The organism is Imperialibacter sp. (assembly GCF_040222385.1).
Lineage (GTDB): Bacteria > Bacteroidota > Bacteroidia > Cytophagales > Cyclobacteriaceae > Imperialibacter.
The window spans coordinates 327,117-348,139 of sequence record NZ_JAVKDF010000035.1; the positions used below are offsets into that span (position 1 = coordinate 327,117).

Annotated in this window: 20 protein-coding genes; 15 read left to right on the top strand and 5 right to left on the bottom strand. The window is 45.6% G+C overall.

Features of this window, described 5'->3' with window-relative positions; translation table 11 throughout:
- Position 1 precedes the first annotated feature (1 nt).
- From RIG68_RS17275 to RIG68_RS17290, 4 genes are all read right to left on the bottom strand, one after another.
- Positions 2-436 carry a hypothetical protein gene (locus tag RIG68_RS17275; RefSeq protein ID WP_350124956.1) on the bottom strand — a complete coding sequence of 145 codons (435 nt, stop codon included), beginning with the start codon at positions 434-436 and terminating at the stop codon, positions 2-4.
- Positions 437-526: 90 nt separating this feature from the next.
- A complete protein-coding gene (locus RIG68_RS17280; protein ID WP_350124959.1) occupies positions 527-2,617 on the bottom strand; it encodes a M56 family metallopeptidase in 2,091 nt (696 codons plus the stop codon).
- Entirely contained in the window at positions 2,614-3,006 is a 393-nt protein-coding gene (locus RIG68_RS17285) for a BlaI/MecI/CopY family transcriptional regulator (protein WP_350124962.1), read from the bottom strand. Before RIG68_RS17285 ends, RIG68_RS17280 begins: the two co-directional genes overlap by 4 nt.
- A 184-nt stretch (positions 3,007-3,190) precedes the next feature.
- Positions 3,191-5,185, bottom strand: a complete 1,995-nt coding sequence (locus tag RIG68_RS17290) for a tetratricopeptide repeat-containing sensor histidine kinase (protein WP_350124965.1) — start codon at positions 5,183-5,185, stop codon at positions 3,191-3,193.
- A gap of 208 nt (positions 5,186-5,393) precedes the next feature.
- On the opposite strand from RIG68_RS17290, the gene RIG68_RS17295 reads away from it, so the two are divergent.
- From RIG68_RS17295 to RIG68_RS17340, 10 genes are all read left to right on the top strand, one after another.
- Positions 5,394-6,971: an N-acyl-D-amino-acid deacylase family protein gene (locus RIG68_RS17295; RefSeq protein WP_350124968.1), complete on the top strand. Its 1,578-nt coding sequence runs from the start codon at positions 5,394-5,396 to the stop codon at positions 6,969-6,971.
- Positions 6,972-7,037: 66 nt separating this feature from the next.
- Complete coding sequence (locus RIG68_RS17300) at positions 7,038-7,307, top strand: hypothetical protein (protein ID WP_350124971.1); 270 nt, start codon at positions 7,038-7,040, stop codon at positions 7,305-7,307.
- Between the two features lie 122 nt (positions 7,308-7,429).
- Positions 7,430-7,996 carry a TetR/AcrR family transcriptional regulator gene (locus RIG68_RS17305; protein WP_350120438.1) on the top strand — a complete coding sequence of 189 codons (567 nt, stop codon included), beginning with the start codon at positions 7,430-7,432 and terminating at the stop codon, positions 7,994-7,996.
- Between the two features lie 37 nt (positions 7,997-8,033).
- Positions 8,034-9,290: a beta-ketoacyl-ACP synthase II gene (gene fabF / locus RIG68_RS17310; protein ID WP_350124974.1), complete on the top strand. Its 1,257-nt coding sequence runs from the start codon at positions 8,034-8,036 to the stop codon at positions 9,288-9,290.
- A 149-nt stretch (positions 9,291-9,439) separates the two neighbouring features.
- Positions 9,440-9,802, top strand: a complete 363-nt coding sequence (locus RIG68_RS17315) for a BlaI/MecI/CopY family transcriptional regulator (RefSeq protein WP_350124977.1) — start codon at positions 9,440-9,442, stop codon at positions 9,800-9,802.
- Positions 9,799-11,325, top strand: coding sequence for a TonB family protein (locus RIG68_RS17320; RefSeq protein WP_350124980.1), 1,527 nt, complete (start codon positions 9,799-9,801; stop codon positions 11,323-11,325). Before RIG68_RS17315 ends, RIG68_RS17320 begins: the two co-directional genes overlap by 4 nt.
- 20 nt (positions 11,326-11,345) lie before the next feature.
- Positions 11,346-11,885, top strand: a complete 540-nt coding sequence (locus RIG68_RS17325) for an NUDIX domain-containing protein (protein ID WP_350124983.1) — start codon at positions 11,346-11,348, stop codon at positions 11,883-11,885.
- 11 nt (positions 11,886-11,896) lie between these two features.
- Positions 11,897-12,199, top strand: coding sequence for a DUF1330 domain-containing protein (locus tag RIG68_RS17330; protein WP_350124986.1), 303 nt, complete (start codon positions 11,897-11,899; stop codon positions 12,197-12,199).
- Positions 12,200-12,233: 34 nt separating this feature from the next.
- The gene (locus RIG68_RS17335; protein ID WP_350124989.1) at positions 12,234-13,235 is read left to right on the top strand and encodes a nucleoside hydrolase; all 1,002 of its coding nucleotides are present in this window, start codon (positions 12,234-12,236) and stop codon (positions 13,233-13,235) included.
- 100 nt (positions 13,236-13,335) lie between these two features.
- Positions 13,336-14,598, top strand: a complete 1,263-nt coding sequence (locus RIG68_RS17340) for an outer membrane beta-barrel protein (RefSeq protein WP_350124992.1) — start codon at positions 13,336-13,338, stop codon at positions 14,596-14,598.
- A gap of 15 nt (positions 14,599-14,613) precedes the next feature.
- On the opposite strand, the gene RIG68_RS17345 is transcribed toward RIG68_RS17340, so the two are convergent.
- Positions 14,614-15,753: an MFS transporter gene (locus RIG68_RS17345; RefSeq protein WP_350124995.1), complete on the bottom strand. Its 1,140-nt coding sequence runs from the start codon at positions 15,751-15,753 to the stop codon at positions 14,614-14,616.
- Between the two features lie 69 nt (positions 15,754-15,822).
- Here RIG68_RS17345 and RIG68_RS17350 point away from each other — a divergent pair, with 69 nt between their 5' ends.
- The 5 genes from RIG68_RS17350 (at position 15,823) to RIG68_RS17370 (ending at position 20,918) form a co-directional block, all read left to right on the top strand.
- A complete protein-coding gene (locus tag RIG68_RS17350; RefSeq protein WP_350124998.1) occupies positions 15,823-16,635 on the top strand; it encodes a sulfotransferase-like domain-containing protein in 813 nt (270 codons plus the stop codon).
- Between the two features lie 163 nt (positions 16,636-16,798).
- Positions 16,799-17,704: an aminotransferase class IV gene (locus RIG68_RS17355; protein WP_350125001.1), complete on the top strand. Its 906-nt coding sequence runs from the start codon at positions 16,799-16,801 to the stop codon at positions 17,702-17,704.
- A 90-nt stretch (positions 17,705-17,794) separates the two neighbouring features.
- Positions 17,795-19,012 (top strand): DUF5050 domain-containing protein, encoded by a 1,218-nt coding sequence (locus RIG68_RS17360; protein WP_350125004.1) that lies wholly within the window; start codon positions 17,795-17,797, stop codon positions 19,010-19,012.
- A gap of 111 nt (positions 19,013-19,123) precedes the next feature.
- Positions 19,124-20,245: an aspartate aminotransferase family protein gene (locus RIG68_RS17365; RefSeq protein WP_350125007.1), complete on the top strand. Its 1,122-nt coding sequence runs from the start codon at positions 19,124-19,126 to the stop codon at positions 20,243-20,245.
- 100 nt (positions 20,246-20,345) lie between these two features.
- Entirely contained in the window at positions 20,346-20,918 is a 573-nt protein-coding gene (locus RIG68_RS17370) for a YceI family protein (protein ID WP_350125010.1), read from the top strand.
- The last annotated feature ends 105 nt before the right edge of the window (positions 20,919-21,023 follow it).

Consider the following 21,023-nt stretch of genomic DNA (forward strand, 5'->3'; position numbering starts at 1 on the left):
ACTATTCCTTTCTTAATTCACATACCAACGCTCCCAATCCAAGACCGCGACTTAGGTACTTCGGGTTGTCTTTATTCAAGTCGATTTCCACCACCAATATCTCCGATGGATCAATAGATTTGTTTAATACACTTTCACTTTCCTTAATAAGATGAACAACAAGTCTTAACGGATTCTCTTCAATTTTTTTATAAACCATAGTGTTCAGGTGGCCGAAATTTTTTGATATCATCATGTAAAAGTCAATGTGCTTTTCTAGATCAATTTTTTCAAAAAGATGAGGTTCATAAGTCTCTTTAATAAATTCACCAATAGCTTCTTCAGTTCCTGAATTATTAGCCCTGATAAACTTGTTAAGTATTTCCAAATCATTCCCACTTTTAGAATAACAGGTAGTGCCAGCAATTATGAGCAACGATGCGAATAATGTTTTCATAGAAGAATTATTTAGGGACTCAAATAACATTGTCATAGAAAATCAACGACATCATATCGCCAAGAAAGCGTTGTTTTCTCGTGCTCAAGACTAGAAACTAAAGCTTATATTCATCTCTTCATTGCTATCAGCGTCAAAACGATAGCTATCGCCAAGCTTCCCCTGGATGAATTTCCGGTACTTTTTGTAGGTCTCGGCGGACTGTTTCTCTCCATTAATTGTCAGCTCTTCCCCATTAATCCTCAGTTTGAAATGGTCGTCCTTCAAAGAGATAATACCGTCCTTCACCAGTTCTGACCTGAGTTCCTTCTCGAAGATATTCATTTTCTCCTCGTGTACTCTCATTTCGGCTTCCATCTTCTTCATTTCAGTCTGCTGAATCGCAAGCATCTTTTTTTGCTCTTTCATCATTTCCTCCTGATGCTTCAGCATTTCTTCCTGATGTTTTTCACCAAATTCCTGCGCCATTAACGCATGCTTTTCTGCCATTTCCCTGTGTCGTTCAGCCATTTCCTCGGCCATCTGCTGCTGATGTCTGGCCATTTCTGATGCCATTTCTTCATGGTGAAGCGACATATTCTCAGCAGCCTTGCTCATTTCTACAGCCCTTTCGGCCATTTCCCTCGCCATGTGCTCTTGCATATGTGCCATTTCCCGGGCCATATCCTGCATATGCATCGCAAATTCCTCCGTATCGGCTGGCGCCGGCGCATCCCACACGACGGTATCGCTGCCTGACGCCACCACATTCCATCTGCTGTCGGCGGACGATGAATAGCTCCACCTGGCTCTCGGGGCTGCCAGAGAGTACATGTCGGGAGAACCCGCCTGCAAAACCGCATCCATTGGAGGCAAAGGAGGAGTTCCTGGTAAAGGGAGCATACTAGCCCGACCGCTCACCGGGGCCAGCGCCGGCAATGGAGCCTCTCCTTGAATCAACGTGTCAGCGTTTACCACCGCCGCAACGGCTTCACGCTCTTCCACGGGTTCAACTTCTGCGATTGCCAGGGGCTCTTTGGACTCAACAGGCTCGGTCATCTCTATCGCTGGCTCCACCTCTAATGGTTCCTGCGCCACTTCCTCCTGAGCGGGTATTTCCTGGACTATTTCATAGTCGATTCCTTTCAATGCCGTGAGCGTGCTCAGGCAAAGACCGGCAATGATGGCTATCGCCAGCAAATTACCGTCTCTGTTTTGTGCTTTCATTGTTTTGTCGTTGATTATCCTTTTTATTCTATTGAGTAATGAGTTTTTGTTGCCTGAAAATCCTAAAGCCACATTGCTGGTCAGTTTCCACTCTTCCACATGCGTGAGTGCCAAAGCCAGGCTCATGCTGTTGCCACTTAGCTGGACGGCTATATCATCACAGCAGTTTTCCCTTTCGCTTCTGATGGCTGAACCAATGACCCAAACACCAGGGTGATAAAAGAAAAGTACCTCCACGCAGCACTGCAGAATATTGACAAGGAAATCATGGCGACGAATATGAGCTATTTCATGGGCAAGTATAGCCTCCACTTCACTGACTGACAAGCTGGATGCCAGACCGATTGGGAGCAAAATTACAGGCTTAAAATAACCGACAAGCACAGGCGCTTTTACAAGAAGAGACTCCATAAGAAGAACGCTCTTGCTCACCCCGGAAGTCTTGAGCAATGAATTAAACGCCTTTATCAATTCATCGCCCGGTTCTAAAAGTCCCTGCTTGCGAAGCCTGCCTGAATAGAGGTAGCCACCAATATTTTGAGCTGACAGCAAGGCTATTCCAAGAAGCCAAACAGTGACCAGAAACGAATGGTATTTGTAAAAATAATAAGTCCTGATTTCGTTGAGCCATCCTACATAAAATGGTACTTCAGCCGATTGTGATTCAACATCAGCAGCTCCTGTGGTAAATTCAGCCAGCTGGGTCGTGCCCAGCTCCATCTCCGGCGTATCGGAAGAGCTCAACTGGGCCAGTTCGTTAAAAGTGTAAACAAAAACGAGCAGCATAATGGCGGGGAGCAAGCTAAGAAATGACAGTCCTGCCAGGTACTTCGACTGCGCACTGTAAGACTTCATGATCCATCTCACTCCAAGAAATATGACGCTTAACAGTGCCCCAATCCACAAAGAGTGAAGGAATGTCCACCCAAGGGCTTGCACCAGTGTGTCGGATAAGTAAGGTTGAAGCATGTTCATTCTCTATCTCCTTTCCTGTTTTCCAGCTGGTCATCCAGAAACTTGCGGATTTCATCCAGCTCAGCTTTTGTTGTTTTATTATTGCCAAGTGCCTGCATCACAAGTTTGGAAGCCGAGCCCCCAAAAGCCGAATTGAGAAGTTTATCCATCATAGTTCGCTGCGTATCGCTCTCCTTCATCAGGGGCTTGTACACATGGGTTCTGCTACTCTCATCTCTTTCGAGCAAGCCCTTCACCGTCATAATTTGCATGATCTTCAGTGTGGTGGTGTATCCCACTTCCTTCTCCTGGCTCAGCATTTCATTGATTTCCCTAACTGTAGAGGGGCCTTTTGCCCAAAGGACGTTGAGTACCTCTAGTTCAGCATCTGTCGGTGTGCTCTTACTCATTGTGATTTCTATGATGTACGAATAGTTTCGTAATTCAAATATAGGAACTGATTTTGAACTCGCAAGAAGTTCTACGAAATATTTCGTAATTAGGTTTCTGAAAGCAACTCACAGCCTGAGGCAAGCCCCAACTATAGCATGCATTAAACTGGTTCGAAAAAAGTAATGAAGGCAGAAAGTCTTATCAAGAGACGAAGAACTCGAGCATGAAGATGCTTTCTCCCTTGTCGCCGTTATAGTCAACTACCTTTCCCTTCAGCTTTCTTGTGGCCTTCCTCACCAAATAGAGGCCAAGGCCATTGCCCTGAGAAATTGGGCTGCCTCTGAAAAAAGGCTCGTATATTCTACTTCTGATTTCGTGTGAAATACCTACGCCATTATCGCTGATCAAGATCTTCCATCCCTTTTCAGTTAATCTGGAACTTATCTTGATAATCTTTCGCTTTTTTCCCTCATCGGTAAAAATGAAAGCATTTTCCAAAAGGTTAGTCAGTATCAATTGCAAAAATCGTGTGTCGGTTTCAACGGTCATTTCACCAGGCACTTCTACAATCAATTGCATTTTTAAGGCCGAGAAGTCATCATCAAATCCATTGATCACTTCCTCCACAACTTCCCTCAAGTTTGTCTGAACAATAGTTGGCTCCAAAGTATTGACTTCGTGGATATATGTCATCTTTAGCAGCATCCTATCCATTTGCTTAGCGGTCTTTCCCACTTTAGAAAACAGCTCGCTTGTGTCTGGGTCTTTGCTAAGTGTTCGACCTAATGAGTCGAGCCCAATTAATGTAGTAAGTGGGCGCCTGAAATCATGCGACAACCGATAAATAAAAGTATCAAGCTCTTTCACCGTACTGGCCAGTCGCCTGGTTCTCTTTTCAACTTCTCTTTCAAGCTCTTTATTAAGTTTGATTTTCAGTTGATTGCTTCTGATCAGGACAATAAGCAATGCGATGGCGAGCACTGTAACACAAGTGCCTCCATATATGAGCACATTCTTGTATTCAAGCTCCTTGTCCTTTAACTCATTTTCTTTTTCCAGAAGCTGCAAAGTCTCGAGCTTGGTTTTGAAATCATTATTTGACTGAAGTAAAATAAGCTCCTTAGATTTCTTCAACTTTTCTAATGAGTCAGCCAACACATCGTAGGTATTTTTGAAATCGATGGCCATTTTATAATCCTGCATAGCATATGCCAACTCCGCTCTCCTTTTGAAGTAACTGGCATATAGCATTTTGTTTTCCGTTACAACCTGATAAGCCGAGTCAAAATATGTTCGGGCGGTTAAAAGATCGTTGCGACCCTGGTATATTCTACCAATCGAAACATAGTCGGCTGCAACACTGCGGAAGGCATTGTGCTTTTTACTTGCAAGGAGATCAATATTGACAAGCATTTCAGCTGAATCGAGTTTGCCTTGCTCAAAGAAAACGCTACCCATATTGCCGTGAATTAGACCAACCCAAAAGTCACTTCCTCGTTTTTCCGCAGCCATCAATCCTTTATTGTAGGCCGCAATAGCTTCCGAATAGTTTTGAAGTGCAAAATAGCAGAGCCCCATAGTGTTGTAAGCACTCACCACATCCATCGTTGTAAATTTGTCCCGCCCCATCCATTCTTCAGTAGAAAAAAAGCCAAGCCCCTTATTGAGCACCTCAATAGCCTCTTGATAGTTATCGGACGAGTAGTGAAGATTAGCTACATGATAGTACCCCCGGAAGGCCTGATCAGCATAATCGTTTCGTTCCGAAAGCTCTGCCGCTAATAAAAAATGTTGCAGCGCTTCTTCTTTGGAGCCCACAGAATTGTATACATTACCTATTTCAAGGTGAGCCAGTGCGGCCTCATAATACATATTCAATCTCTCAGCAGTTTTCACTGCGTTCTCAAGATCTAAATAAGCATCTGTTCTCGACACAGACCGCCTTAGCTGGCCGAGTATTATTTGCAAATTGATACTATTGGCTGTGTGGTTAACCTGCTCCTGCTTGACGATTTCGCCTTTCAGCCATACAATCACACTATCCCTGTTCGCTTTCTTTCTCAACTCATGAAAATAATCTCTGTAGAAAGATGGGGAATAATCTGCGTCGTTAAGAGGCGCCACATCCTGAGATCCGTCAGCCAACAAGTAGCTAAGGCGAAAAACAGTGAAAATGATACTAAGAAGGATTCTCATAATTAACAAAACCGCACCCAACCGATAAAAAAACGGGTTATACGCAATGAAGGCGATTTCTGGACAAAATAAGGTAAAAGAATTAGATAAATAGCCATCTGCAAGGCATTCCGGGAAATTAGCCGACGGTAAATTTCCAGTCATATAAGAATCGGTTAGGGTCAATCCCAATTTTTTGCAACTTCTATCATCACAAGCCAACCCCGCTATGAAATATCTCTTATTCGGCCTATTCACAGGTGTTACTCTTTTCGTCGGCTGTCAGCAAAAAATGCCGTACGACCTGGTCATTCTTAACGCCCAGGTGTACGACGGCCTCGGCAATGAGCCCATCCTCAGTGACATTGCCGTCAATGGCGACACCATTGCCGCTATTGGGAAGCTAAAACACGGTGGCAACGACACCATCGACGCTTCTGGTCTGGCGGTGTCTCCTGGCTTCATCGATCTTCACACACATATTGAACGGCTATTGAAAATTCCTTCAGCCTCTTCCCACCTGAGGCAGGGCGTCACCCTCACCCTGGGCGGGCCCGATGGCCGCAGCCCGTGGCCATTTCAACCCTACCTCGATTCACTTACTGAAGTCAAACTGGGCCCCAATGTCGCTTATCTTGTAGGACACAACACGGTGAGAAGCAACATCATGGGATTGGAAGACAGGCAACCTACCCCAGAAGAACTCACCGCCATGAAAGCACAGGTTGAAACTGCCATGAAAGCCGGAGCCTTTGGCATGTCCACCGGGCTTAAGTACCTGCCCGGGGCATTTTCAGAAGTGGGCGAAGTTATCGAGCTATCAAAAGTCGCTGCGTCGTTCGGCGGAATCTACACCTCGCACCTCAGAGAAGAAGGGCTTGGACTGATTGACGGGGTTCAGGAGGCCATTCAAATTGCACAAGAAGCCAAAATTCCCGTGGTACTTACCCACCACAAGGCCATTGGACTACCCATGTGGGGCGCCAGCAAAAAGACCCTGGCCATGGTCGACTCTGCCAGGGCCATTGGCCTCGACGTGATGATGGATCAATATCCATATACTGCCAGTCAAACAGGCATTGCAGTACTTATTCCCGCATGGGCGATGGAAGGCGGGCTCGAAAAGTACAGAGCCAGGCTAAACGACAAAAAAACAAGATCGGACATAAAAGCTGATGTAGAATTCAATATCCTCAACGACAGAGGAGGTGGAGATTTGAACAGGGTGCAATTTGGAAGAGTTACGTGGAAGCCAGAGCTGGAAGGAAAAACCCTGAAAGACTGGGCAGAAATGGAGGGGCTCAAGCCTACAGTTTCCACTGGCGCTGAGCTGGTGATGAAGGCACAGGAAAACGGGGGAGCCTCGTGTATTTTCCACGTTATCAGCGAAGAAGATGTGCAACGGATCATGCAACACCCTATGGCTATGGTGGCCAGCGACGGTTCGCTGGTAGAGCCAGGAGATGGCCATCCGCACCCCAGGAGCTATGGCACTTTCCCAAGAGTGCTTGGGCATTATAGCAGAGACCTTGGAGTGATCCCAATGCAGGAAGCAATCCGAAAAATGACCTCACTTCCTGCGGCTCGCCTTGGGCTAACAGATCGGGGAAGTATTGCAGTTGGCAACTACGCCGACCTGGTCATCTTCAATCCTGAGACCATTGCCGACAAAGCAACTTTTGAAAATCCTCATCAGTATCCGGAGGGCATTAGCTATGTGATTGTGAATGGAGTGATTTCTGTAAAACCCGATGGCTCAATAAAAACAGGGGCTGGAAAGGTGCTCAGAAAGGGCTTCCCCGATTGAATTTAGGTTAATGTCGACTTTTCGTAAATCGTTTTCTTTTATATTTGAAATAGAAATCACAAAGTCATGGATAAAGCACTGAATGAAATCGGAAGACTAAGGAATGAGATGAAGGTGGGGTTTATCGAACTAGAAAATCAACTCCAATCGAATAATGATTCCTTGCAAAAGAAGATTCAGGAAACTTCACAGCTGACCATTGAGGCTATGGAACGGTTCTCAAAAAAAGTGGAAGTGGGCTTTATAGCAGTGGAAGACGCATTAGAGAATGACTTAAGCGTGATAAAAAAGGAGATAGTCGATATCAAAAAACGGCCTGACCAAGGTAATCTTTAAAAATTTGATTTGACATTCGTTTCACTCTCCGAATCTTTAAATCCCCCAATGAAAAAGCCTGATATTTATATATCAAAAACATTACTCTTGCAAACTTACTAATTAGTAAGTAAGTTTGCGTTGTGGCACGCCTTGATACACGTCAGCAGATACTGGATTTGGCTGAAGACCTCATCCGCAGCAAGGGATACAACTCCTTTAGCTACCATGAGATATCTCATACGCTGGGTGTGAAAAATGCAGCTGTTCACTACCACTTCCCAACGAAAGAGGTACTGGGCCTTGAAGTAATCAGGAGTGCTATACAACGGTTCAAAGACTTCAAGGAAGAAACCGCCTCATTGTCGCTTGAGGAACAACTGGATGCCTTCATTCAAACCTATTCAATAAACTCAGAAAATGACAAAGTCTGCCTCGTGGGTGCCATCAGTGTTGAATTCTACGGGTTACCAGAGAATATGACGAATGTGATGAAGGGGCTTACACACCTTATTCATGACTGGGCCACCAATCTTTTGGCAATAGGGAAAGCCGAAGGTATGTTTACGTTCGACATGAAACCCGAAACGAAAGCAACAATGATCATTACCAACCTTGCGGCGGGAGTGCAAATAGCCAGGCTCATGGGAAATGAGACTTTCAGTGATTTGATTAAGGGCATCAAAATCGATCTGGGAGTAAACCAATAAAACCATCTGAAATGAATATTAACGCTTACATACAACCATGCAACATCCTCAACGAGTAGTTATCACTGGCCTTGGTGCCATTACCCCGCTTGGGAATTCAGTAAAAGAGTTTTGGGATGGCCTGGCGTCCGGAAAGTCTGGCGCAGCCAATATCACGCATTTCAATGCAGAGAAGTTTAAAACCCGCTTTGCCTGCGAGGTCAAAAACTTCGACCCAAGCCCATATCTTGAGAGAAGTGAGCTTCGCCGCAATGACTTGTTTTCTCAATATGCTATTGCAGCTTCAGAGCAAGCCATCGCTGATTCAGGCATCCTGAATTTTGAAGGACTTAATAGAGACAAAGTAGGTGTCATCTGGGCGTCGGGCAACGGCGGGCTGCTTACCCTTCAGGAAAACATTATGGAGTTTGCTCTGGGCGACGGCACACCGAGGTTCAACCCTTTCCTTGTTCCCAAAATGATCGTGGACATTGCTGCCGGTTTAATTTCAATGCGCCATGGCTTCCGTGGGCCCAACTACACGACCGTATCAGCCTGCGCAAGCTCCAACACCGCCATCATCGACGCCTTTAACTATATCAAGTGGGGTAAAGCCGTAGCATTTGTAACCGGAGGTTCAGAAGCAGCGGTAAATGAAACAGGTGTGGGTGGGTTTGGTGCTATGAAAGCCCTTTCGACAAGAAACGAAAGTCCCGAAACTGCTAGCCGCCCTTACGACATCGACCGTGATGGCTTCGTGATAGGCGAAGGAGCCGGAGCGCTTATACTAGAAAGCCTGGATCATGCGACCAGGCGTGGCGCCACTATCTATGGCGAAGTTGTGGGCGGCGGCATGTCAGCCGATGCGTATCACCTCACGGCGACTCACCCGGAGGGCGAAGGAGCTGCTCTGGGCATGCGGGCAGCACTGGAGGATGCTGAAATAAACCCGGAGTCCATTGACTATATCAACACACACGGAACCTCAACACCAGTGGGTGATCCCAGCGAATTGAAAGGAATCATGTCAGTATTTGGCGACCACGCCAAAAAGCTGAATATCAGCTCCACCAAGTCTATGACTGGCCACTTGCTAGGCGGGGCAGGGGCGATTGAGGCCCTGGCAGGGCTCATGGCTATCCAGAAACAGCTGGTGCCTCCTACGATCAATATCCAAACACTGGATCCTGAGCTGCCGCAAGGGTTGAACCTAACGGTTGGAACGGCTCAGGAACGAAAGGTAGACTATGTGATGAGCAATACCTTCGGCTTTGGTGGACACAACGCCACAGTAATTCTGAAACGGTTCAGCTAGAAACTATTAATTGCCGAAAGTTTAAAGGCACCCCAGTCGGGATGCCTTTTTTGTTTTTTACGGCGCCAAAAAAATATTTTACTCGGCTGTTTGAATTTTAAAACTAATAGATTAGTTTTATTCTTAATTAATTAGTTTTAAAATTTCGAATGAAGGAATTAGCGAGAGTTGAAGAGCAGATAATGAAGATATTCTGGGCCCTGAAGAAAGGGTTGGTGAAAGACGTTCTGGAGAAAATGCCCGAACCGAAACCTGCTTACAATTCGGTGTTGACGACAGTCCGTATTCTGGAGAAAAAAGGGTTCCTGTCGCACAAGGCTTACGGAAAGACCCACGAATATTTCCCTCTTATAAGCAAAGAAAAATATACCGTCTTCTACCTCAACAACTTCCTAAAGGGTTACTTCAATGGGTCTTTTGAGGGGCTAGTCTCTTTTTTTGTTAAAGAAAACAATTTATCTGAGGAGGAAATTGAAAAACTGATGGAGGAAGTAAAAAAACAACAAGAATGAACAATTACTTTTCTTACCTGATCGAAGCGAACATTGGCCTGCTTCTTTTCGCATTGGCCTACATTGTCTTCTTGCGACATGAGCAAATATTTCTTTTAAAGCGTCTTTTGCTCCTCGGCATGATGACTGCGGCGGCAGTGCTGCCACTGCTGTCTTTCCATACAGCCTTTGGCTCACTTGCAGTTGACCCGATGGGCATGAATGGATATTACCTACCTGCCATTCTGCTGACGGCAGAAAAAGCCACTACGCCAACGACGCCCGAATCTCTCAGCCTGCTGACCATCTGCCTGTGGATATATTGGGTTATAGTCTCAGCCCTTTTTATTCAGTTTACATTAAGAATAGCTGCCTTGCTGAAACAGCGATCTACAGGCCGTTTCGTAAAAAATATCGGGTCGGTGAAAGTTTACGAAGTGGATAGCACCGACTATGCTTTTTCTTTTTTCAACCATGTCTTCATTGGGCAGCTAAGCAACTTGGATGAGCACTCTAAAAATAAAATAATTGCACATGAACTAGCGCATTACAAAGAATGGCATAGCCTGGACATTCTTTTTGTGGAACTCCTGCGAATCCTATTCTGGTTCAATCCTTCCATTTATATGCTAAAAAAAGCCCTCGTAGAAACCCACGAGTACCGAGCCGACGAGTTGTCGATAAGTAAAGGGGAAGAGCAGGTGTATTGCAGCCTTATTGCCAGGCTGGCGCTGAACGGAGCCGGCTACCACATAGCGAATCACTTCAATAAATCTCTAACATTAAAAAGAATTGCCATGATCAAGTCTGATAAATTAAAAGTAAGATGGTGGAAACTTGCCGCTATTGCCCCGGTTGGGCTACTGTTCTTTTTTTTCGTTTCCTGTGAGCAGCAGTCAGCCACTGAGCCGATTGGCGAGATCGAGGTGGCCACGGATGATGCTGCCAAAGAAATCTTTACCGTAGTGGAAGAGCTGCCGGCATTTCCGGGTGGCATGACAAGTCTCTACAAGTACTTTAGCACCAACCTCACCTACCCGCCTCAGGCCAAAGCTGCCGGCACTGAAGGAAAAGTGTTTGTGGAGTTTGTGGTTGGTAAAGACGGGAAGGTATCCGATGTAAAGGCGATCAAAGGAATTGGAAGTGGATGCGACGAAGAAGCGATTCGGGTAATTGCTTCTTCGCCTGACTGGGTGGCGGGCCGCCAAAGAGGTAAAAGTGTACGAACCCGGTTAATACTTCCCATTTACTTTACATTAAGCGGCAATGCGGACCTTGAAGTACCGGCAACTCCGACCATTGTCGGCGAAGAACTGAAGGTAACCATCAAAAAATCGGAGAATGAGGGTAATCAGACTGTAATCAGCGGCGTAGTGGCGACAGCAGATGGCGAGGGAATCCCAGGTGCTAGCATCATTATAGCAGGCACTACCTCGGGCACCGTTTCTGATCTTGACGGATCATTCAAACTCGTAACCGGCGATGAAAATGGCAGTCTGGCCGTTTCATTTGTTGGCTATACTACAGAGAAAGTGGCTTTTTGATTTTTCAAAAAGCTCCACATATGGGCCTCGCTATTGACGGGATTAAAAGCTACGACTACTTTATTCTATGCCCTCCACTTTTTGGAGGGCATATTTTTTTCCAACTTTCAAGCATGAAACAATACCCTGAACCGACAGTAGGCGCTATCATTTTCAACCCGGACAACGAGGTTTTACTTTGCAGGTCCAGTAAATGGGGAGACAAGTACGTATTCCCCGGCGGCCACATAGAGTTGGGCGAAAAAATGGAAGATGCCCTGGTCCGAGAGGTAAAGGAAGAGACCGGACTCGATATATTTGACATTCAACTAATCAGCCTGCAGGAGGCCGTTTACAGCGACACCTTTGAGGCCAAAAAACATTTTATTTTCATCGACTTTATTTGCAAAACCAACTCTTTCGAAGTGGTTTTGAATGACGAAGCGGAGGAGTTTGAATGGGTGTCGCTGGAAGAAATTGAAAACTATAGTCTGGGTGGGTTTACGAAAAGATTTTTTGAAGAATTAAAAAGAAAGGGCTCAGACTTCACGAGAAATATTCTGTACAATTACGTCTCTTAATTGTACACCACATGATTTACTTAACGCAACTTATCTACATAAAAGAAGGAAAAGAAGACGTCTTCAACCAGTTTGAAGCGGTAGCCATTCCACGAATACCTATCTACAATGGGAAACTGCTTTTCAGGCTGCGTCCATCAAAGGAGTCGTATATCGACATTGCGGTGGAAGAACCCTACGAAATTCACTATGTGAGCTTCGAATCGCAGGCCGATTTCGAGGCATACCTGAAAGATGAGGAAAGAAAGAAATTTCTGCACCTGAAGGAAGAATCCATAAAGTCGGTGACTTTAATAAAAGGAGAGAAACTATAGAGTGGCAGTTAGCAGTATATTGTAGCAAAAAAAGATGAAGAATTTCAGTCTCTTAACTGCGGTAGTCGTTCTCCTTGGCAGTGCGGCTTGCGATGACAAGGCCAAAACTAAGACAGCGCCTGTTCAATTGATCTTCGACACGGACTTTGGACCGGACTACGATGATGTCGGAGCTATCACAGTCCTCCATGCATTAGCCGACAGTGGTCAGGTGAACATCCTGGCGACCGTTGCCAGCTGTAGCCACCCCAATGCTGCTGCGGCCATTGACGTGTTCAACACTTACTTTGGAAGGCCTGGCTTGCCCATCGGCGTTCCTAAAGGCCCATCGGTAGCCGACACCGACAAGCAGCACTGGACCGATTCGGTAACTGCTAATTACCCCCACCGGCTACGGTCAAATGATGAGGCACCAGACGCAGTGGAGGTCTACCGCAAGGTACTGGCAGCCCAACCCGACGGCAGCGTGACCGTCGTTACGGTGGGCTTCTTTACCAATCTTGCCAACCTCCTCAACTCGGCTCCCGACGAATTCAGCGACCTCACCGGCAAGCAGCTGGTATCCAAAAAGGTAAAGCAGCTGGTAAGCATGGCCGGTTGGTTTCCCACGGGAGCCGAGTACAACGTAAAAAGAGACCCTATTGCATCAATGCAGGTAATGGAACAGTGGCCGACGCCCATCCTTCTTAGCGGATTTCACATTGGGCAAAAAATAAAAACCGGACTTCCCCTGATAAATAACGCAGCCATCAAAAACAGTCCTGTGAAAGATGCGTTTCGCATTGCCATTCCATTGGATCCACAAGACTCAGCAGGGCGCATGAGTTGGGATCAAACGGCAGTATTGGTAGCTGTAAAAGGCTACGACCCTTACTACAGCATTGAAACAGGTCACATGTCAGTCGACTCAACCGGCACCAACACCTGGGACACAAGCCGTAGGGGCCATGCTCGTCTGGTGGAGAAAATGGAGGTCAGCAAAGTCAACAAGTTGATTGATGAGTTGATGATGTATCAGCCGAAAACCAAAAAGTAGTTTTAATGCAAAAAAAATCGGATCGACAGTCCCTATTTGATAAGCTATTTTATTTGTTTGAGAGTTTTATCTATTCTTGCTAAAATTCATAATAATACCAATGAGCAATAAAATATACTGGTATCTAGTTCCAACACTCTTTACTTGTTCCATTTCAGAAGCCATTTCACAAAAGCAACTACTCCCCAGCGAGTTAATAACTTCTGACGGGACTGTATTACAGGGTGAAATAAACTATGAAGCACGAAAGGAAACCCCAACCTCTTTTGAGTTTCACGACCAGAATGGTACTGCCGCCATTTACACAGCAGATAACACTCAATCAGTTACAATCTATTTGGAAGACGATGTAAAAGAGGTTTTCACTTCTTTCAATCTTGATATTGATTTTGGATCAATGGACCTAAAAAAGCTTGACACAAAGGCTGAACCAACACTGACAAACAAGACGGTATTTGTCAGAAACCTGGTGAATGGCACTGTTGATCTCTATGGTTTAACCGACACCAATGATAAATCGCACTACTTCGTCTCCAAAGGATCATCCTCTCCAAAAGAACTCACCTACCGAAAATACTACTATTCAACAAATCCAGACGGTACGGTGTCAAGTATCACGACGTCAACTGGTGTTGCGCAGGTAAGAACCAATGAGGGCTATAAAAATGAGCTCTATAATTTAATGAAAGATAATAGCACTTTTGTGGCCAAAGATTTTGAAAGACTTGAGTACAAACAGAAAGCCCTGATCACTATCGTTGATAAATACAACAACAGGTCTACTTACGTGGCAGCAAATGAAACGATCAAGTTTCGACCCGAGGTTAGTGCTGTTGCAGCGATTGTCAATGTTAAAGACGGCACTTTCAACAAAGAGGTGCAATCGTCGTTCAGCCCTAGCTTGGGAGTAGGAGTGTATGCAAAAATCCCCAGGACGAGCTGGGCGCTTCAGAATAACCTTCGGTTTACCTCTTTTAACAAAGAAGCAAGCAATCGAACTGCGGCAAACGCTGACAACTACGAGATAACGACCTACCAGTTTAGCTATATCAAGCTTCATACGATGTTTAGATATATTCATCAATTCAACTCAGGAACTGAAATATACTTTCAAGGCGGGATGCTGAACGGACTTCTCGTTAAAGAAAAAGTGCTCACTAAGAAGCATTTCTATACATCTGACACAGAGACCATTGCACCGCCGCCTGACAAAAAAATAGAGAGAGGAATAGTCGCTGGAGCAGGTGTTGGCATTAAAAAAATCTACCTCGGCATCGACTATGAAATGAGTAGCGGCTTTAATTTCTCGGTCCTGCAACCAACTTTCAAAACGATATACATCACCGGTACTTATCGATTTTAAAGATGGCGTAGAAAATCAGGCCCGCTGAATCGTCTTGCTCATCGAGGTAATAACTGCCACCAGGCTACCAATAACAGCAATGAATAGAAAAGAAGCACGCAAGCTGCTGGCCTCGGCAATGAACCCGATCAGTGGCGGGCCTAAAAGAAATCCGAGAAACGAGATAGAACTTACCATGGTCAGCGCCATGCCAGCTGACATTGTCTTTGATTTGCCAGCCACCGAATAAGCAAGGGGCACTACCGAAGACACGCCAAAGCCCACCAAAAGAAACCCAATCAGCGCTGTTGCAAAATAGGGCAAAGCCACTGCGAACAGCAGGCCGCTGGCAATGAGGATGCCACTGGCTTTCAACACCGTGCCTATCCCAAACCTATTCGTGAGCCGGTCGGAGATAAACCTACCCCCTGCCATGGTCATCATGAAGGCACTGAAACCTAGAGGAACCCAAGCCTCCGGAGCTTCCACCACCTTTTTGAAATAGACACCGCTCCAGTCGAACATACAACCTTCACTCATCATACCACACATCGCAATAAGGCCAATCTTGACCAGTGTTCCGTCGGGTTTTACCCATTTGAACTTACCGGTGTTCCTGTTCACATCTTCTTTCAGGGTATGCGGGTAGTTAATTGATAGAATTACTACTACCAGTGCCAACATGATCAGATAGTGCATCTGAGGCTCAACGCCAAGCGCCACCATCAAAGTACCGATGCCCGCTCCGGTAAAACCCGCCAGGCTCCAGGTGCCGTGAAACGAAGCCATAATGGTTCGCCCGTAATGCGTCTGAACGCCGATGGCTTGTGTGTTCACAGCGATATTCACCGTATTCCCAAAAAAACCATAAATGAAGAGCCCGACACTTAGCATAGCCACGCTGGATGAAAAACCGAGAAAAGGCAAAGTAAGAGCGTACCCAAGTGTTGCAACCAGCACCACCAGGCGGCTGCCCAGCTTATCGATAATAACACCGGAAAACGGCAGCGAAGCAAGAGAGCCTAACGGCAAAATCAACAGCACACCGCCAAGAGCTGCTTCGCTAAGTCCCAGTTTAAGCTGAATATCGGGAATCCTCGCTGCCCAGCTGGAAAAGTTAAGACCGTGCACAAAAAAGATAGAAGCCACGGCAATGCGAAGCCTTGTTTTATTCAAAATTACAGAGGAAGTTTGGTCGGTCATATCCATGAATAAGCACGCAAAAATCATCAAACTGATGCACGCATGAAAGCTTCATGGGGTATTTATCACCGAAACCGATTGTATTACTACCATTTACACCCAAATCAAAATATATTCGCTTTTCATCATCAGTCTATGACGCTTCGCATTTCAGTTTGGTCCGGCCCACGCAATGTTTCCACTGCTTTGATGTACTCTTTTGCCCAGCGGCCCGACACTGCGGTAGTGGATGAGCCGCTGTACGGCTATTACCTAAAAGTGACTGGTTCAGAGCACCCCGGGAAAGACCATTTGCTGGAAGTTTTGGAAAAAGATCCTGACAAGATTATCTCTAAAACTATCCTGGGCTTTAACGATAAACCGGTCTACTTTATCAAAAACATGTGCCACCACCTCGTCGGCCTCGATGAATCGTTTCTTGATGAGTTGGTCAATCTGTTTCTCATTCGTGACCCCAGGGAAATGCTTCCGTCGCTTGTCAATCAGCTGCCACACCCTGTGCTACGTGATACCGGTCTGGACAAGCAATTGGAGCTCTTTAAGAAACTAAAAGCCGCAGGCAAAGAAACATTCATTTTCGACTCCAAAGACCTTCTGCTTAATCCCGAGGGTATGCTAAGAGCATTTTGCAGCTTTGTCGGTATTCCATTTTACAAACAAATGCTGGCGTGGGAAGCTGGAGCAAGGCCGGAAGATGGAGCCTGGGCTCCCTATTGGTACGACAACGTGCACAAGTCGACTGGTTTCGCCCAATACACCCCTAAAAATGAGAAGATCCGGCCCGATCTACAGCCGCTGATGGATGAAAGCATTGAACTATATGAAGAGCTTTACAAAAGTGCTGTCAAAGTGTAAATTGCATCAAGAAATAGTTAATGGTTAATAGTATGCTCAAGGTTATTAACCATTAACTATTAACCCATTGCCAATTATCCATTATCTGTTGTACACTATTAATTGTCCATTACCGTCCTCCTCCCCTAATAACGTTTAATCAATAACCATTAACTTTCTCCTCATGGATCCAAAATTACCTAACCCAAAAAACAACGATATCAGAGTATACATCAACGGTGAATTTTATGCCCGTGAAGACGCCAAAGTGTCGGTGTTTGACAGCGTAGTGCAGGGCGGCGATTCCGTTTGGGAAGGCTTGAGAGTGTATGACGGGAAAGTGTTTATGCTTGACGAACACCTCGAAAGATTAGTCAACTCAGCCAAAGCAATGGCTTTTTCGGGCACTCCATCGAAAGAGGAAGTGAAAAAGGCTGTGGTAGAAACGCTGAAAGTGAATGGCATGATGAACGATGCCCATATCAGGCTGACACTCACCAGAGGCAAAAAAATTACTTCGGGGATGAATCCAAAATTGAACCAATATGGCCCCACGCTCATTGTGCTGGCAGAATGGAAGGCACCTATTTACACCACGGAGCAGGGTCTGACGTTGATTACGTCCTCCATTCGCCGCAACTCTCCTCAGTGTCTGGATTCAAAAATCCACCACAACAACCTGATCAATAATATCCTGGCGAAGATAGAAGCTAACCATGCTAATTGCGACGGCGCTGTGATGCTTGACCTGAATGGCTATGTGAGCGAGACCAACACCACCAATATTTTCTTTGTGAAAAAGGGAGAGCTCATCACACCGTTCGCAGATTTCTGTCTGCCTGGTATCACCAGAGCACTTATGCTCGAACTAGCCGATAGAAATGGCGTGAAGTGGAAAGAGAAGAACGTGACCATTGCCGAAATGTACACCATGAATGAGATGTTCACCACTGGCACAGAGGGCGGATTAGCAGCAGCTGTTGAAGTGGATGGCAGGCAAATTGGGGATGGAAAAGTTGGGCCTGTGACTAAACAGTTCCAGAAATGGCATAAAGAAGAGACAAGGGTGCGGGGAGTAAAAATTGGTTGATTTTTAGCAAAAAATACTAAATATTTATATTCCGCTCCCAACCATTTCGTTCTTCTAATATTCTTATATTTATCTTAATAAGGATACCCTATGAGAAAATTAGTTGCACTGCTGTCTATTTCTGGGCTGATTACTTCATTCTCATGCAGCAAAGAGGATTTTTCGGATGAACCGCTGCTCCCTTATAAGCTTGTTGGCTATCCAAAAGAGTCTGGAGTCGACATACGGTTTACCCGGCCCGGTCACGGATTGCTACCAGGAGCTCTTAGCCAACTCCCCCAGAAGGTAAACAGACCAGAGTCCTACGATATTTTTATTTCTAAAGAACCTGGCATCGATTTCAGACGAACTGCTACTCAGTTCACAAACGAAAACAGAATTTCCCTTAATGACCTTGAAAACGGGATACCCTACTACATTACCGTAAGAGCCAACAAAAGAGGGTTCTCGTTAGTGCAATACGACACTATTATGGTAGTGGCTTCAAAGCTGAAGCAGACACGCAGTATTTCCTGGCGCTACGACCAGGCACAAAAAATCACTTTCTCCCCTACTACCGACAGTGCGGCTTTTATTGCGCAAATAACTTACAGTGGTTGGAGCGAAACGCCCGATTTATATATCTACCCTTACTACAATGAATCCGTGCAGGTGGGCAAAAACATTGCAGAATGCGAATGGTCACCATCCGGGGAATTGATAGCAGTTCTAAAGAAAATGGATGACGGTAATTCGATTGATAAAAACCTTAAACTCTCGGTCTATACTATTAAAGCCAATTCATTCAACGATTTGTCTGTACAATCCGAATCTTTAGCTTCAATTGAGTTTTCTGCGGACAGTAAATGGATTTACTATGTAGATGACAGCGAGAACAACCTGATTTGGAGGATCAAAACTGATGGACAACAAAAGGAGATGGTTGTTGGCAGACAAACTGCCGGTCTCGAGAAAACAACTGGCTTTGAAATAGATAGAATCAGCATCCACTCCAATGGAGAGGATATTTACTTTTCTGGATCACAAAACGAGGTTTCTAAAATCTACAGGTATAACCAAAAGTCCGGGACAGCAGAAGTCGTATTAAATGATCAATGGTCATCATTCTCTCCATCGTTATCTCCGGATGGACAAAAATTGGCTTTTTACAGCACAAGAAGCGGTCAAAGGGAGCTTTGGGTTTACGAGTTTTCAAACACAAGCTACCGGCAGCTGACTGGTTTTGAAAGAGGTGGGTGGTTCGATCAAAAAATAGACTGGCTATCAAACACTGAATTGTCTATCGGAAACACCCTCATACAACTCTAAGCGGTGATTGAGCACTTGCATTTAAGCCTGGCTTGATCGGTAAAAGCATTCTCATTTTTAACACTTAATCTGACGTTTTTTTTCATCTTTGCCCCCTTATTCTCAAGCAAAATGAAACTATTCGACGTTTACCCTCTTTTCGACATCACGCCTGTGAAGGCACTGGGCTCCTGGCTGTGGGACGACAAAGGCGACAAATACCTCGACCTCTACGGAGGTCATGCGGTTATTTCCATCGGTCACTCCCATCCGCACTATGTAGAGAGGTTAAGCGAGCAACTTTCGAAAATTTCATTTTACTCCAACAGCATCAAGAATCCGCAGCAGGAACAATTGGCAGAAAAGCTGGGCAACATGTCCGGGTATCCTGACTATCAGCTTTTCCTTTGCAACTCAGGCGCAGAGGCCAATGAGAATGCGCTGAAGCTCGCTTCGTTCGTCACTGGCAAAAAGAAGGTCATTGCGTTTGACAAGGCCTTCCACGGTCGCACATCCGGTGCTGTGGCTGCCACTGACAATCCTAAGATCGTGGCGCCCTTCAATGCTGGTCACGAAATCGTCTTTTGCCCGCTCAGCGATGAGCAAGCTTTCACCGAAGCGCTGGATGGCGATGTCGCTGCGGTCATCATAGAAGGCATCCAGGGCGTAGGAGGCATCCGCATGCCCAACGACTCCTTCCTGCAATTCATCGATAAGAAATGTAAAAAGAAAGGATGCATTTTGATTCTCGATGAAATTCAATGTGGCTATGGCCGCACCGGCAAATTCTTCGCTCACCAGTACGCAGGCATCAAACCTCACATCATTACCACTGCCAAAGGGATGGGTAACGGCTTTCCTGTGGGAGGCGTGCTCATTCACCCCGACATCAAACCGTGGAGTGGCATGCTGGGCACAACATTTGGCGGCAACTACCTGGCAGCCGTCGCTTGCCTGGCCGTTCTTGAGGTAATGGAAAGCGAGAAATTAATGAGCAATACGCTCTCTCTCGGCAGCCAGTGGATCAAAGAAATCCAGGAGCTTGTTGGTGCTCAAAATGTGAGGGGCAGAGGTCTTATTATAGGATTTGACTTACCTGACACGAAAACAACGGTAAGAAAAGACCTGCTCACAAAGCACCGGATATTCACCGGCGAAGCCAAGCCCAATACCATTCGCCTGCTTCCGTCACTAGCTTTAAAAGCCGAAGAAATCGATTTATTCAACAGGTCACTGAAAGCGGTGCTGTCCTGAAAGTATCGGCGAACTTCCTGAAATTACGATCATTAGTCTATTAGCAAAACAATAGCCGAGGCAATCCGTTATCTGTACCAACACATAAACTGATTGTACTATGAAAAAACTTCTTACACTAATTTTCGCAGTGGCCAGCACACACCTTTTTGCACAAAGCTGGGAGTTGGACAAATCTCACACCAACATCAAATTTACCGTTACTCACATGGTTGTTTCTGAAGTCGATGGGACTTTTGGGGATTTCTCGGGAACAGTGACCGGTGGTGACGATAAATTTGTTGGCGCTGTCGTTGAGTTCACTGCTCAAGCTGCGTCTGTTGATACCAACAACGAGAGAAGAGACACCCACCTGAAATCCGATGACTTCTTCAATGCCGAAAAATTCCCTACCATCAAGTTCAGCGGCAAAATCGTGAATGAGGGAGGTAAGTATTACCTGGCAGGAAACTTCACCATGCGTGATGTAACTAAGCCAGTAAAATTCGATGTTAAGTATAATGGCAAGGTTGATACAGGAAGAGGCATGAAAGCTGGCTTCAAAGTAACAGGCGCAATCAACAGATTCGACTATGGATTGAAATGGGATGCCGCCCTTGAAGCGGGCGGGCTCGTGGTGGCCGACGAAGTACAGATTACTTGTAATGTTGAGTTGAATGCTCCGAAAAGTTAATTAACTTTGTGGAGGTTTCCATTTTAACATAACCCGAGAATCACCCTAATTTGATTATAGAAAGGCAGGCTAGTCCTGCCTTTTACTTTTTCCGAGTGATTGGGT